Source organism: Aeoliella fuhlenseeensis (assembly GCF_052161615.1).
In the GTDB taxonomy this organism is placed as follows: Bacteria; Planctomycetota; Planctomycetia; order Pirellulales; family Lacipirellulaceae; genus Aeoliella.
Map to the genome: position 1 here is coordinate 5,500,326 of NZ_CP197417.1, position 14,373 is coordinate 5,514,698.

Here is a 14,373-nt window from a genome sequence, read left to right on the forward strand (position 1 = left end):
CCTAGCCAGAACTGGCAGAGCAATTCGAACATCGTTCAAGCACGCTTTGCGTGTTGCTTCTGCCTTGCGGAGCTTCAGAGAAATGGCACCTGAGGTTACTACACCCTCGATCGAGCGTCTGCTTTCGCGGCCGCCCGAGCATCCCAGAAGTTGGATTCTGGGTTCGAACCCGAGGGTCACGCGCATTGCAAGTCACGCCGAAAAGGCGGCCGAGGTGCAATGCCCCGTCTTGATCACCGGCGAGACCGGTACCGGCAAGGAAGTGTGGGCTCGACTTCTGCACGAGCTCGGTCCCCGTCGCGATCGTCTGTTCGTCCCCGTCAACTGCGCCGCGCTCACACCAACACTAGCCGAGAGCCAGTTGTTTGGTCACGAGAAAGGTGCGTTCACCGGCGCTGCCGGCGCGAGCCTTGGTGTGTTCCGTGCGGGCGAAGGGGGCATCGTGTTCCTCGACGAAGTGGGCGAAATGCCCGCGGAATTGCAGCCCAAACTGCTTCGCGTGCTGCAAGAGCGCGAGGTCACTCCGGTGGGCGCAGCCAGGCCAGTGCCCATCGACGTGCAGATCATCGCCGCCACGAATCGCAACCTCGAGGCCGAAGTGGCCGCGGGTCGTTTCCGCGAAGATCTCTACTACCGCTTGAACATGGTGGAGCTCGAAGTTCCACCCCTGCGTCATCGTTCGGACGACATCCCGGGGTTCATGGAGTACTTCTCCGCGAAGTACGCCGCGAAGTACAAGCGAGAAGTCTGGAAGCCCTCGGCCGAACGACTTCGCGAGTTCTGCGAGTACCCCTGGCCGGGCAACATTCGTCAGTTGGGTCACGTGATCGAGCAAGCCTACGTGCTCGACTGCGAACCCTCGCTGCCGGTCACGCGAAACGTCGAAAGCGTCTCGCCCTCGTTGCCCTTCACCAATTTGTCGAAGCTGCGTCGCGTCGCGGTGCGTCAAGCACTGCAAGCCACGCGTGGCCACAAAGGTCGCGCGGCGAAGCTGCTCGGCATTCATGCCAACACCATGACCCGTCTGCTCGCGCAGATCGCTGACGAAGAGCAGCAAGAGGCTTCGTCGAACAACTAACCGGGCCCGCGGGGCAAGCATCCTGCTTGCCGTCCCGTTCTCTCCCCTCAGTGGCAAGCTGGCAGCCAAGCCGCGGCCGGCCCTCGGGTGGGAGCTGGTGGCTGCATTCTTGGCCAGCCATACGACCCGGTCCCAGCCCCTTAAGCCGCTGGTCCATTTCTACCGCATTTTCTCGCGGTTTTTACACTGTTTCTCCCGCGTCTCCTCGCTTCAGAGTTGCCCTCCCTGTTCGAGGGACGAATCACACGTTCGGGGAATCGAGTCGTAAGCCATTACCCACAAACGACTTACGGCCGACAACCGCGAGCGGTTTCACCAATCATGTGAACCACGGCGGTCGCTTGCACGCCGGCCAGAAAAAATTCTTTCCCCTTAAGTGCTTATTTAATCAGCACTTACGCAATCACACACGCATCCATCCGGCGTTTGGCATGCCCCTCGCTTTAGGGGGCATCGCACAAGCTCCGGACGACGGTTCGGAGGGTGCAAGGTGTGTCTCGATTTAAGAGCGCCGCGGGCCCGGAGTGGTTGCGGATCGTCTTACCCAGTCGAGGCTTCGAGAGGTGTGTCTTTTTCTAGAGTTGTCGCGCCAGCCAGCGCGGCGAAGTCTCCTGCAATTGGAAATGGGAGTTTGGCAATGAGTCTTGAACAAGTCTACGAGAGCGTCGAAACGAAGTACGGTACCGAGAAGTTCGAACAGATTCGTGGTAACGAACACGCCCGTCGCACCGCTCCTCAGGGACGCCGTCGTGGAAAGTCGCCGCAGTCGTTCAACGGCATGCATCGCCGCCGCCGCAAGAAGGTGAGCTGGTAGCGATCGCGCGTCGTGGGTCGCGCTGCGCGTTGAGGGACGTGCGCCTGAATCCACGCTGCACCACCGCAACCGCTTGCATCGGCATCGGATGGCCATGCGCTCGGCGGAGGTGGATCACAAAAACAACAGTGCCTCGGCATCTTGCATTCGCGAAGTAGTACGCGCGGGGCGAGAGCGAGGTCGAGAGTAGCAACGATGGTGGTGCGACCTGCGCAAGTAGGACGCGCAGTGAGGTTCGGGTTCTTCGCTTCGAAGGTCCGTACCTGCGCCACGAGTTATGTGTGCCACGAGATCTGAGCCGATGGGTCTCATTTATGGACGGTAGTGGCAAGGAGTCGGCATATGAGTTTGGCAGAAACAGTGATTGATGAACGCGCCTGAACTGAACATCGCAATGCCATTGTCGGCAGCCTCGACAATGGTGCCCATCAGCCGTGCGGGGCCGGTGGCTTGCATTCGTTGTTTGATCGTTACCGCCGACGCGATTCATGCCGACGCGCTCCGCCATACGGCGAGCGAGGAGGGATGGTCCGTGGAAACCTGCGCTACGACGGCCGACGCGATGCGTGTTGCGTTTCGGCTGGAGTTGCATTTGGCGGTCGTGGATCTACAGAGCGTATCAGGCGACGATCGCCGAACGGAGTTCGAGCAATTGGCTTCGGATCTTGCACGCAATCACGTTCCACTGTTGGTGATAAATGGCGACCCCCACGACCCACTGGGTGAGTTCGCCGCGAGGCAACTGGGGGTGTGGGTCTATCTGGCGGGGTTGGGGGAAGACTCGGGACTCGAATCGCTGTTTCGCGAAGCGCGTGGCGTTACCGAGAAGCTTCTTCGTGACAAGGCCGAGAAGAGCGCGCGTAAGCCGGCTAAACAGCAGAGGGTGCTGTAGGGCAGGCCCCTTGAGGAATCAAACGGCCGGCCAGTACTGGCAACCACACACAACGACGGGCGTCACCAGCAACAGGTGCAGGCGAAAGCTCACAACGAGGGGTGAAGTAGATGCGAGATCGATTGATGTTTAACTCGCCCGACGACCATGACGCACTCGATCGCCCCGCGCGATCGACCGTGCCGCAACGGGCGCGTGGGTCGCAAAAGTCAACGAAGAGCTCCGGCCGGGATACGGCCAAACGAGCCAAAAGAAAGAGTGTTACAGGAGGCATCCACCAGCGTCGCAATAAGCGAGCCGACTGGTAAGGAGTGCCGTTTTATTTTTTTGGGGAAGTGACATCGTTGTCACCTCCGACGCGCTGGCCGCCTAAGCGGCAAGCGTCTAACCGATAGCGAAGCTGTCATTGTATCGTTCCTTGAAGGGGATTATCTGAGATGAAACTTTCTGTGATGAAATGGTTTGTGGCGATTGCCGCCATGCTGCTAGTCAGCAACAACGCTTCGGCGGCCCTGATCAACATGTTGGTCAGCAACGTCGACGTGCAATACGACAACCAGGAATCGGGAGGCATGCTGTTCGATCGTGCCGACCCCAACGGTGGCAACCTAGTGCCCGCCGAGTCTCGCAAGGTCACCTCGACCGAGTTTGAGCTCGACAACGTGACGCAGGCCCTGCTGATGGACCCGCCCGACACCATCTACTTCGACCTCGGCATTACCAACCTCGGGAGCTCGCTCACTCCTGGCATGGTCATCAACAATGCGGGTGGTACTGGCTCGCAAGTTTGGGGCCTGGACTGGTTCACAGCTGACGGTTATTTCCTTCGCCTGGGCGTCGATGAGATTTCGTACATTGTCGTAGAAACCGGCGTCCCCGGCCTCAACCTGTTTAACTTCTTCGCTACGGCCAAGGTGCTCAGCCAAAACCTGCCGACCGGTCTGCAGTACGCTGACGATGTCATTCTCAGCTACACCTCGACCGACGTGATGCTGATGAAGAATGCCAATGGAACGGTGAACAGCATCTTGGCTTCGGGCCAGCTGACCGTGACCGGCGAGAACATCATTCCCGAGCCGGCGAGTGCGTTCCTGCTGCTTGGTCTGCTCGGCACATCCGCCGTGGCCATGCGTTACCGTTTGGGCTAAAGGCCCGCGGACGATCCCTCGCCCGATACGCTAGCGTCCGCAATTGAACCGGCCGAGGTTCCCCTTCCTCGGCCGGTTTTTCGCTGCGCGCTCGGCAACTTCTGCGGCGGTGATTCGCGCGATACCAGCTCCCTGGTATGTTACCGTAGACAGGCGATATCCCAGCCGCACGCCCCCCACTTCCTATTCGGAGGTCGCTATGAACGACGCCCCCCCGCAATCCTTCTCCGGCTCGCGAATCTTTAAGATCCTGCTGCCGATCGTCGTCGTATTGGTCGCCGGAGCGTGGGCCGTCCAAAACTACCTACCAAGCGCGGCGCAACAAGAACTCGAACAACGCGAAGTCTCGCGGCTGCTGGGCAAGGCAACCGTCGCTCCCGCACCGATGAAGGGCTGGACTGACGCTAACGGCGATCTACTGGCCGACTCCCCCGCCGACGGCGAGTGCATCAAGCCCGAGAAGCTAGTGTTCTCCTACGTGGCGTCCGAAGAGGCCGGCGATGAGGCCAAAGCATGGAAGCCCGTACTCGACGCCATCGCCGAGGCGACTGGCATCGAGACGGAATACCAACACTTCGACGCCACCGAGAAGCAGCTAGCGGAGATGCAAGCGGGCAATCTCCACCTCATTGCTTTCAGTACCGGTGCCGTACCGATGGCGGTCACCTCCGCCGGCTTCATTCCGGTGAGCACGTTCGGCAATGCCGACGCGGCGGGCTACACGATGAACCTGCTGGTCCGAGCCGACAGCGATATCAAGGACCCCAAAGGGCTGAAGGGCAAGAAGGTTACCTTCGTTCGGCCCAATTCCAACTCTGGCTTCAAGGCCGCGCTCATTTACTTGATGGACGAGCAAGGCATGCTTCCCGAGCGCGATTACGACTACGGTTTTTCGATGGGGCATGAGCTATCCGTCGCCGAACTGCTCGCTGGCAAGACCGACTGCATTCCAATTGCAAGCGACCTGTTTGATCGCATGGTGGCTCGGGGAGAAGTGGATCCTGCCGCCGTGCGGGTCATATACGAGTCCGAGCGTTTCCCGCCGGTGGCGGTCGGTTACGTTTGCAATTTGACTCCGGAGCTTCGCGAGCAAATCACCAAGGTGCTTACCGAATTCAATTGGCAAGGGACGCCGATGCTCGAAACCTACGGCACGCAGAACGCCGACCGCTTCGTGCCAGTAAATTACAAGGACGATTGGGCGAACATCCGCCGCATCGACACCGCCATCGACGAAGCCCGCAAAAAGTACTGAGCCAACTTGATTGGCCAACCTGTGGGATGGGGTCTCCGACCCCCATGCCCTTTCAGCGTGCCCCGACGCTTCGCTGCCTTCGTGCTTCGTAAAACAGCACCGCGGCGGTGGCCGAGACATTCAGGCTGTCAGCGACTCCGTGCATGGGTAGCGCGACCGGCGTGATGCCCGCTCCCTGCCAGGCGCCCGTAAGCCCTTCGGCTTCCCCCCCCAACACGATGGCTCCTGCCACTGTGAAGTCGGCGTCCCAGTACATCTGCTTGGCATCGGGGCGAGTAGCCCATGCGGTGAACTTATTCTGAGCGAGCCAAGCGAGCGTCTCGCGAGCGGTAGCGACCACCACGTTCGACTGAAACACAGCTGCTACGCTCGCGCGGATGGCATTGGGATTGAAGAGATCAATCACCGGATCGACCACAATCACGGCATCGAGCCCCGCCCCATCGGCCGAACGAAGTACGGCCCCCAAGTTGCCGGGCTTCTCGACTCCTTCGAGCACGGCGACCAGCGGCACAGCCGGCAGCTTCAAGTCCGCGAGCATTCGTCGCGGTGTCTCGAACACCGACACCACGCCATCAAGGCGATCGCCGTACGCCAGCTTGTCGAACGCGTCGCGTGCGACTTCAAACGACTCGGCCCCCGCCGCTTCTAGCGCAGCGACGATGTCTTCGGCCTGGCTCGAACGAAAATAATCACGGCACCAAAGGCATTCTTTCGCCGTCGCCCCCGCCGCGAGCGCCCGCTGCGACTCACGTACGCCATACACCACGGCCTGATGCAGTTCCTCACGTCGCTCGCGATTGCGAAGCGCCGCGACCTCTTTGATCCGCGGATTCTGGCGACTGGTGATGACGGGGTTAGGCATAAGTTTCTTACGACGATGATTGTGCCCACGCGGGCGCCGGGGCTTCGAATGTCATTCGCTGGCGGGTCGACGGATGCACGATCGTAAGCCGCCAGGCGTGGAGGCACATGGGGGGTTCGTCGACATCGAGTGTCTGTCGCACGGCGTCGCCGCTCGCTTGATAGCTGGGGTCGCCGACAATCGGCAGACCAAGCGACGCCAGATGCAACCGTATCTGATTGGTCCGGCCGGTGACGGGCTCGACGGCTAGCAGCGCCGTGCCATCGTGCGATCGCTCGATCACGCGGAAGTGCGTCTCGGCGGTGAGGCCATCGTCGTCGAGCTCTCGCGTTCCGGCCGTCGACTTCTCGCGGGCGATGCTCGCATGGCAAGCGAATTCGTCCTCGATGGGATGGCCGGCCACTCGCGCCAGATATTCCTTCTTCACGCCCTCGCCATCGAACTGCGTGCGGAGCAGCTTTGCGATGCGCCGCGTCCGCGCGAACACCACCACACCCGTAGTATTTGCGTCAAGTCGGTGGGCATGGCGAACACGCTCGGGGGCGTAGACAGGAGCCAAGATCGCCGACAGCGTGTTCTTCTCGTAGCGGCCGCCGGCGTGAATCGGAAGCGGCGCGGGCTTGTTAATCACCACCAAGTCGGCATCTTCGTACAAAACTCGAATGTCCGCGTTCACCGCCGGCTCGACAACCTGCGGCACCAAGTGCTCGTACTTCTCACCAGCCACCACCAGTCGCTCGCCGCTAACGGGCACACCATCGAGCAGCACGCGTCCGAGTGCAATCTCTTGCTGCCAATATTCGCGTGAGAGAGAGGGCACCGCCTGCTGGAGGAACTCTAGCATCACCAGTCCATTCCACTCACCCGCCACGTGCAGTGGTAACCGGCGATCGTAGGGTGTGCTGCCGGGAAGTGGCGTCGTCACGCGGCGAATGGCTTCGTGCCGTTTGGCGATCGACTCCTGCATCGCCTCGGCGGTGGTTCGATAGCACCGGGGGCACGACTCGCCCTTCACGTAGTGCGGCGACTGCTGGTCTTCCGGCGACAGAATCGCTTGGCACGCGTAGCACTGCGCGGCGTCGGTTTCGCGAAGTGCCGCGTCTACCGCCACCCGTTGGTCGAACACGAAGCAGTCGCCACGGTAGTGCGCGCCGCCCACTTGCTCGAAGTACTTGAGGATGCCGCCATCGAGCTGATAGACATCGCGAAAGCCCATCTGCTCGAGCGCGGGTGCCGCCTTCTCGCAGCGAATGCCACCCGTGCAGAACGTCACCACCGGTTGCTCGCGCATCTCGTTGGGTAAGGACTTGGCGGCGCGGGGAAAATCGCGGAAGTGGTCGATCGACAGCCGCACTGCTCCTTCGAACGTGCCGAGATCGACTTCGTAGTCGTTCCGCGTGTCGAGTAGCGTCACGGGCCGGCCTTCGTCGAGCCACTGCTTGAGCTCTGCGGGGGCGATACGTTTCGAGGTGTAGCGGGCGGGCGAAATGCCCTCGACGCCGAACGCGATGATCTCGCGTTTGATCTTCACCAGCATCCGCGTGAACGGCTGATACTCGGTGAAACTCTCCTTGGTTTCGAGCGGCCCCGTGCCCAGTTCGTTCTCAAGGCATTCGATCAGCCCTTCGATACTGGGCCTCTCGCCGGCGACGAAAAGGTTGATGCCTTCGGTTGCCAGCAGGATGGTGCCTCGCAGGTCGAGTTCATGGCAACGCCGGCGCAGCAGGCGGCGACGCGACTCAAGGTCGTCTAGTTCCACGAACTTATAGCAGGCAACATTCAGCACGGGCATGCACTAATTATGCAATCCGGAAGGGCGATCACAAAGTGGCCCGCCGTTTGCCCGCAGGAGACGTCGCCGCGACGGTCGGCAGGGAAATTCGACGCGGGAGTGCGTGAAATACCCTCGAAACCCGCCCGATTGCGATTCGCACGCCGCGTGGTTGTCGCGTACGATTCCTAGAGCGCAGGCTCGAATCGATCGCGAATCTGGACGCCTGCGTCAACTTGGCTTTTCGGCTCGCCGCCGTTCTACTATGTTCCCAGGCGATCCAAGGTTCTCAGGCTACTCAGGCCCCACCCACGCTGCCCGCCGCCCCCTATGTATAGCATCCTCGATTTCTTCACCATTGGCATTGGACCTTCTAGCTCGCATAGCGTCGGGCCGATGCGAGCAGCGAAGTCGTTTGTCGACCAACTTCGTGAACACGATCAACTTAGCCAAACCGCGAGAGTAAAGGTCACCCTCTACGGCTCGCTGGCACTCACGGGCAAAGGCCATGGTACCGACAAAGCCGTGCTGCTGGGGCTAATGGGCGAAACGCCCGATGGCGTGGATGTCGACTCCATCGACAAACGCATCGCCGAGATTGACGAGACGCATCGCCTAAACCTGGGCGGCGAGCGAGCGATCGAGTTCGATCACGAGAACGACCTGAAGTTCGATCGCAAGACGAAGTGCAAGGTCCACCCCAATCAAATGAAGCTCGTCGCCTACGACGCCGAAGGCGAGACACTGGCGGAGCAGGTGGTGTACTCGGTCGGCGGTGGGTTCGTACTCACGGCGGCGGATGTCGAAGCGATCAAAGCCGCGAAAGCCGCAGGGCTGAAGCGGCCCGACGATCGTCCCTATCCTTTTCGCACCGGCGCGGACCTGCTAGCGCGGACGCAAGAAACCGGCCTGCCCATCAGTGGCGTGGTGCGGCTCAACGAGATAGCTCGTCGACCGGAGCCCGAGTTCCGCTCCGAGGTGCTCAAGCGGTGGCAGGTGATGCAGCAGTGCGTCGAGAAAGGTTGCCGTACGGAGGGAATTCTTCCTGGCGGGCTAAAGGTTCGCCGGCGTGCCGCGGCGCTCTACCGTAAGCTCCAAGCGCGCGGCCAGTCACAAGACCCGCTCGCCACGCTCGACTGGGTCGATCTGTACGCGCTCGCCGTGAACGAAGAGAACGCCGGCGGTGGTCGTGTAGTGACCGCACCGACCAACGGGGCGGCTGGCATCATTCCGGCAGTGCTGCACTACTACATGCGATTCTGCAACGGCGCGAGCGAAGACAACGTCGTGCGATACTTCTCGGTGGCGGGGGCGCTCGCGATGCTTTACAAAGAGAACGCCTCGATCTCCGGTGCCGAGGTCGGTTGCCAGGGCGAGGTGGGCGTCGCCGCGTCGATGGCCGCTGGTGCGCTCACCGAAGTGCTCGGCGGTAGCGTCAAGCAAGTGCTGCAGGCCGCGGAAATCGCCATGGAGCACCATCTGGGACTGACGTGCGATCCCATTGGTGGGTTAGTGCAGGTGCCGTGCATCGAACGCAATGCGGTCGCATCGGTTACGGCGATCAACTCGTCGCGGCTGGCCCTCGCCGGCGACGGAGAGCATCACGTGTCCCTCGACAAAGTAATCGCCACGATGCGTCGCACCGGCGCCGACATGTCCGCGAAGTACAAAGAAACCGCCCGCGGCGGCCTAGCGATCGAAGTGAACGTGATCGAATGCTGAAAACTTCTGGGTGAGCCGGGGCGTCCTCGCCCCCGGACTGCCAAACCAGTGGACATTCGGCTCCCAGCGACCCTTCGCATTGATATGGTTCCACTTCGTGGAACAAGGAGAGAGCGCCTATTGTGGGAGGGCTCTCTGAGCCCGATGCCCTGCGTGGAAAATCGGCCTCGGAGAGGTCTCCCACAGTTTTCTTCGATGTTAATTCCACTTCGTGGAACAATAAGATCGAATCGAGCCGCGATTCACTCTCGAGGATTCGACTAGCGAACCCGAGACGGCGGCACCAGAGGCGATTCGATGTACGCCTGGGCCGTGGTGTCGCCGCTGTAGATGGTCCAGATGCGGGCTTCACCGCGTAGTTTGGCAATTAGCTTTTGAGTCTGCTCGCCGAACGAATCGTTCATCATCTTCTCGCGAATGGCGTCCTGCAGTTCTTCGAACGGCTGGTACCCCGCCTCGCGACGCTCGACCACGCGAATGATGTGGTAGCCCACTTCGCTTTCGAGAATAGGGCTCAATGAACCAACCGGCAGCGTGAACAGTGCCGTGTTGAGGTTCGGATCGCGGAGCGCTCCTTCGCTGGTCCAGTCGTACAAACCTCCGTCGGCCGCCTTGTACGACTCGGAGTACTTGGGCGCGACGTCGGTGAACAGCGGCTTCGAGGCGTCGGGCTGCGCTTGCGCCCGCTGCCAAACGATGTTCCCCGCCTCGGCGATCTTCGCCCGCGCGGCTTCGCGCGTCGGGTGGTTCTTGAACTCAACCATCAGCTCTTCCCAGCGTGCTGCCTTGGCGATGGCGTAGTCGTCCTGGTGGGTTTTGTAGTACTCCAACAGGTCGGCGTAAGTCGGCTTGGGGACATCGATTTGTTCGTGCACCCAAGTCTGAGCGATTGCCTTCTCCATGAACGCCTCTTTGCGGTCGGCAAGCGAAGTGCCCAGAGACACGAGCTTCTTATCGAGCTCTTCGAGGTCGTCGACCTTCAGCACTTCCATCAAGCCGGGCACACTGCCGGGCGACTTGCCCGACATGCCACCGCTGTAGAACGGTTCTTCGAGTTGGCCGCGAATCGCTTCCATGTCCGCCCCGCGAGCGGTACGGCGGAAGTCGGCCATGATCAGCTTGGTGTCGATGTAGCTGCGAAGCTGCTTCTGCGTCAGCATATGACGTGCTTCTTCGACCTGTTCGGGTGGCACGTTGCTGACCTGAATGATGAGCTCGGCTTCCCAAAGCACGTCGCTCGCCAAGATCACGCTGTTGTCGATTCGCGCGATGACCTCGGCTCCTTGGAGCTTCACGGGGCCTTGGATAGTCTCCTGAGCTACCGCCGAGGCAGCAGCGAGCGCGACGAGCGAGAGTATGAGGAGTCGATGCACGGCAACGAAAGATTTCGAGAAGCAAACGCGCCCTACCAGGGGCGCAGCGCCCAAGGTATCCGGCGGCGGGAGTTTAGGCAGCGGCCGCCGCTGGCCGCAAGAGCGATTTAATCTCTTCGAGCATCTCGTCGGGCGTACCGCTGGGATCTGCTAGCAAAAAGTACGCCGTGCTCGTATCGGCGACGCGAAGCTTTCCACCAGCCCGCTCGACGAGTCGCCGCAGCTTCGCGCGATTGCCGTACGCTAGCACCACGAATCGATCATCGCGATGCAGCGAGTGGATGCCCCACTGATGGGCCCAGATGCGTAGTCGGCAGCGTTCGAGCAAGCTTTCGACAACCTCAGGTAGCGGACCAAACCGGTCGACAAGCTCGCCGGCGAACTCTTCGACTTGCTCCATGGAGGTGAGCCTTGCGAGCCGGCGATAGAGGTCGATCTTCGTCCGCGCGTCCGACACGTACTGTGGTGGCAAATAGGCTGCGCCAGGGAGGTCGATGTTGACGTCAATCGATTCGGGCGGCGGGAGATTCTTGAACTGCCGCACTGCTTTTTCGAGCATCGCGCAGTACATCTCGTAGCCCACGGTGGCGATGTGCCCGCTCTGCTGCGTGCCGAGCAGGTTGCCAGCTCCGCGAATCTCGAGATCACGCATCGAAAGCGCAAAGCCGGCACCCATCTGGCTAAACTCTTCAATGGCCCGCAGTCGGCGGGCGGCTTCGGGCGACAGGTGGCGTTTCTCGTCGACCAGCAGATAACAATACGCCCGGTGCTTGTACCGCCCCACTCGCCCGCGAAGCTGATGCAGATCGGCGAGGCCGTAGCGATCGGCGTCGTCGACGAACATGGTGTTCGCGTTGGGAATGTCGAGGCCACTCTCGATGATCGTCGTGGCGAGCAGGATGTCGTACTGGTGATTGACGAAATCGACCATCACTTTCTCCAGCTCCCCCTCGGCCATCTGGCCGTGGCCAATGCAAATGCGGGCTTCGGGAACAATCGACGACAGCCGGTGGGCGACTGCTTGTATGTCGTGGACGCGGTTATGGACGAAGTACGCTTGCCCTCCGCGGTTGAGTTCGCGGAGTAGGGCGCTGCGTATCATTTCGTCGCTGAAACGAGTCACACGCGTCTCGACCGCCACGCGATCGGCGGGAGGTGTTTCGAGATTCGAGATCGCCCGCACGCCAAGCAGCGAGAAGTGAAGCGTTCGCGGAATCGGCGTGGCGGTCATGGTGAGAACGTCGACTACCGTTCGCATGGCCTTCAGTCGCTCTTTGATTTCAACGCCGAACCGCTGCTCTTCGTCGATGATTAAGAGACCCAGGTTCGCGAACTCCACATCGGGCGACGCCAAGCGATGCGTGCCGATCAGGATGTCGACCTTTCCCTCGCGCACCGCTTCAATCGTCTTCCGCTGCTCGCCCGCCGTGCTGAACCGCGACACCGCGGCGATCACGTAAGGAAACTCCGCCATTCGCTCGGAGAACGTGCGGCGGTGCTGCTCGGCGAGCACCGTGGTCGGTACCAGCACGGCAACTTGGTAGCCGGCGTCGACCGCTTTGAACGCCGCGCGGATCGCCATCTCGGTTTTGCCAAATCCGACGTCGCCGCACAGCAGACGATCCATGGGCCGCGTGGCCTGCATGTCGGCCTTGATGTCGGCGATGGCACGGAGCTGATCGGGCGTTTCTTGATAGGGGAACGCCGCGTCGAACTCCTTCTGCCACGGCGTGTCGTCGGGAAAGCGAATGCCGGGGCGGGCGTCGCGCTTCGCGGCGAGCTCGATCATGTCGGCCGCCAGGTCGTGCACCGCGGCCTCGGCGGCCTTCTTTTGCCGCACCCACGCCTTGCCGCCGATCTTCGCCAAGGGCGGCTTCAGCTTCTTGCCGCCAACGTACTTCTGCACCAACTCGATGCGGAAGCTCGGCACGTAAATCCGCGTGCCGCCGTCGTACTCGATTTCCAGGTGCTCTTCGGCGCGGCCTTCCTTCTCCAGCAACTTCATGCCGCGATAGCGACCGATGCCATGGGCGACATGCACCACCAAGTCGCCCTGCTTGAGCTCCAGGAAGCTATCGATCGCTCGGCCTTGGTAGCTTCGCGACGTGCGGGCCACGCTCGCGTGGCGATGGAACAGCTCGGCACTCGACAGCAGCAGGGTCTTCCGCGGGACGATGCGAAACCCTTCGTGCAATCGACCGGTGACGAACTCCAGGCGGTTCTCGGTGGTGAGCACGGAGGCCGTGAACAGCTCCTTCAGGCGGTCGATCTCCGCGGGCGTTTCGCAAATCAGCAGCACTCGCTCGTCCCGCGCCACGCTTTCGAGTTCGCCGCGGACCTTCTGCAAGTCACCACTGAATCGCTCGACCGACTCGAACCCCAGGTGGCAGGTGATGTCGTACGAACCGGTCGGAATGCCCGATGCTGTGACCGAAGGGAACTTGTAAATCTCGGCGAGGGTGGTCTTTGTGCTGTGCAGTCGCTCGGCCGACTCCTGCCGTTCGTGAAAGTAACGCCCTTCTTCGTCGACATCGTTCGGCTCCACCAGCATGAACCAGCTTCCCTCGGGCAGGTGGCTGGTGAAGTGCGACCGCCCGGGCGACGCGGGGTCGAGCACCGTCACGTCGACCGTCTTCTTGGCACCAAGACTTCGCTGCGACGCCACGTCGAATTCGCGAATCGACTCGATCTCGTCGCCAAAGAGTTCAATCCGCACCGGTGCCAGCGCATCGAGCGGGAACAAGTCGACGATGCCGCCACGAATTGCGAACTCGCCCGGAAGCTCCACCGCCGAAGTGCCGTGGCACCCGCGCGAGGTAAGCCAGGCCGTCCACTCTTCGACATTCATGGCCTCGCCAACTCGCAGCACCCGCGTCGAATCGGCGAGCACTTCGCGGCTCGCCACGGGTTGCATGAGTGCCTGGATCGACGTAACGAGAATCCGCGCTTCGGCGGGGGCGGCGGTGAGATGTTTGACGATGCGAAGCCGCTCGCTCTCGACTTCGTCGATCACGACTTGGCGGGTGCGCGACGCTTCGCTGGGACGGAAGCAGGCGATCGGCGTCGTCGTAAAGAGCGCGAGGTCCTCGGCCAGCGTGTCGATCATCGCGGGGCGCGGGGCGACAATCACCAGCGTCGCGGGGCAATGCCGAGCCAAGCCTGCCGCGGCGAGCGCGCACGACGACCCCCAGACTCCGCCCAGCGTGCCGCTATGGCCGGCGGCCAAACTAGCCTGCACTTCGGCGAAGCCTTCGAGTTGTTCGAGCTCGAAGGTCAGCGATTCGAGCGGCCCACGAGTGGTGCTCGCCCGATCGACGACCACAGGGGATTCTTCCATGGTCACCGGCTATTGTAGCGCGATGGGGTCGACTCAGCCAGTCGAGTGCCAAACGGTGGCGTCTGCCGCTAACGATTGCGCCAGCCGTGCCGGCAGCCAAATCCGCCAGCCCCGTACG

10 protein-coding genes are annotated in these 14,373 nt (G+C 61.6%); 6 read left to right on the forward strand and 4 right to left on the reverse strand.

Going from position 1 to position 14,373, the window contains the following annotated elements:
* The first annotated feature begins 82 nt into the window (after window positions 1-82).
* From SH292x_RS21585 to phnD, 5 genes are all read left to right on the forward strand, one after another.
* A complete protein-coding gene (locus tag SH292x_RS21585) occupies window positions 83-1,078 on the forward strand; it encodes a sigma-54 interaction domain-containing protein (RefSeq protein ID WP_442483096.1) in 996 nt (331 codons plus the stop codon).
* 637 nt (window positions 1,079-1,715) lie between these two features.
* On the forward strand, window positions 1,716-1,892 hold the full coding sequence (locus tag SH292x_RS21590; RefSeq protein ID WP_442483097.1) for a hypothetical protein: 177 nt from the start codon (window positions 1,716-1,718) through the stop codon (window positions 1,890-1,892).
* A gap of 367 nt (window positions 1,893-2,259) precedes the next feature.
* The gene (locus tag SH292x_RS21595; RefSeq protein WP_442483098.1) at window positions 2,260-2,784 is read left to right on the forward strand and encodes a hypothetical protein; all 525 of its coding nucleotides are present in this window, start codon (window positions 2,260-2,262) and stop codon (window positions 2,782-2,784) included.
* 437 nt (window positions 2,785-3,221) lie between these two features.
* Entirely contained in the window at window positions 3,222-3,932 is a 711-nt protein-coding gene (locus SH292x_RS21600) for a hypothetical protein (protein WP_442483099.1), read from the forward strand.
* 199 nt (window positions 3,933-4,131) lie between these two features.
* A complete protein-coding gene (gene phnD / locus SH292x_RS21605) occupies window positions 4,132-5,187 on the forward strand; it encodes a phosphate/phosphite/phosphonate ABC transporter substrate-binding protein (RefSeq protein ID WP_442483100.1) in 1,056 nt (351 codons plus the stop codon).
* 52 nt (window positions 5,188-5,239) lie between these two features.
* On the opposite strand, the gene SH292x_RS21610 is transcribed toward phnD, so the two are convergent.
* Complete coding sequence (locus SH292x_RS21610; protein WP_442483101.1) at window positions 5,240-6,052, reverse strand: TrmH family RNA methyltransferase; 813 nt, start codon at window positions 6,050-6,052, stop codon at window positions 5,240-5,242.
* Between the two features lie 7 nt (window positions 6,053-6,059).
* On the reverse strand, window positions 6,060-7,844 hold the full coding sequence (locus SH292x_RS21615; RefSeq protein WP_442483102.1) for a sulfurtransferase: 1,785 nt from the start codon (window positions 7,842-7,844) through the stop codon (window positions 6,060-6,062).
* 309 nt (window positions 7,845-8,153) lie between these two features.
* Between SH292x_RS21615 and SH292x_RS21620 the strand changes: the two genes are divergently transcribed.
* The gene (locus SH292x_RS21620) at window positions 8,154-9,545 is read left to right on the forward strand and encodes an L-serine ammonia-lyase (protein WP_442483103.1); all 1,392 of its coding nucleotides are present in this window, start codon (window positions 8,154-8,156) and stop codon (window positions 9,543-9,545) included.
* A 260-nt stretch (window positions 9,546-9,805) separates the two neighbouring features.
* On the opposite strand, the gene SH292x_RS21625 is transcribed toward SH292x_RS21620, so the two are convergent.
* A complete protein-coding gene (locus tag SH292x_RS21625) occupies window positions 9,806-10,918 on the reverse strand; it encodes a peptidylprolyl isomerase (RefSeq protein WP_442483104.1) in 1,113 nt (370 codons plus the stop codon).
* Window positions 10,919-10,991: 73 nt separating this feature from the next.
* Window positions 10,992-14,255 carry a transcription-repair coupling factor gene (gene mfd / locus SH292x_RS21630; RefSeq protein WP_442483105.1) on the reverse strand — a complete coding sequence of 1,088 codons (3,264 nt, stop codon included), beginning with the start codon at window positions 14,253-14,255 and terminating at the stop codon, window positions 10,992-10,994.
* Between the last annotated feature and the right edge of the window lie 118 nt (window positions 14,256-14,373).

Excerpts from the sequence above, each read along its gene's own strand:
- SH292x_RS21600 (WP_442483099.1), top strand. The coding sequence starts at position 3,222 with ATGAAACTTTCTGTGATGAAATGGTTTGTGGCGATTGCCGCCATGCTG.
- SH292x_RS21595 (WP_442483098.1), top strand. The coding sequence starts at position 2,260 with ATGAACGCGCCTGAACTGAACATCGCAATGCCATTGTCGGCAGCCTCG.
- phnD (WP_442483100.1), top strand. The coding sequence starts at position 4,132 with ATGAACGACGCCCCCCCGCAATCCTTCTCCGGCTCGCGAATCTTTAAG.
- SH292x_RS21620 (WP_442483103.1), top strand. The coding sequence starts at position 8,154 with ATGTATAGCATCCTCGATTTCTTCACCATTGGCATTGGACCTTCTAGC.
- SH292x_RS21585 (WP_442483096.1), top strand. The coding sequence starts at position 83 with ATGGCACCTGAGGTTACTACACCCTCGATCGAGCGTCTGCTTTCGCGG.
- SH292x_RS21590 (WP_442483097.1), top strand. The coding sequence starts at position 1,716 with ATGAGTCTTGAACAAGTCTACGAGAGCGTCGAAACGAAGTACGGTACC.
- SH292x_RS21615 (WP_442483102.1), bottom strand. The coding sequence starts at position 7,844 with ATGCCCGTGCTGAATGTTGCCTGCTATAAGTTCGTGGAACTAGACGAC.
- SH292x_RS21610 (WP_442483101.1), bottom strand. The coding sequence starts at position 6,052 with ATGCCTAACCCCGTCATCACCAGTCGCCAGAATCCGCGGATCAAAGAG.
- mfd (WP_442483105.1), bottom strand. The coding sequence starts at position 14,255 with ATGGAAGAATCCCCTGTGGTCGTCGATCGGGCGAGCACCACTCGTGGG.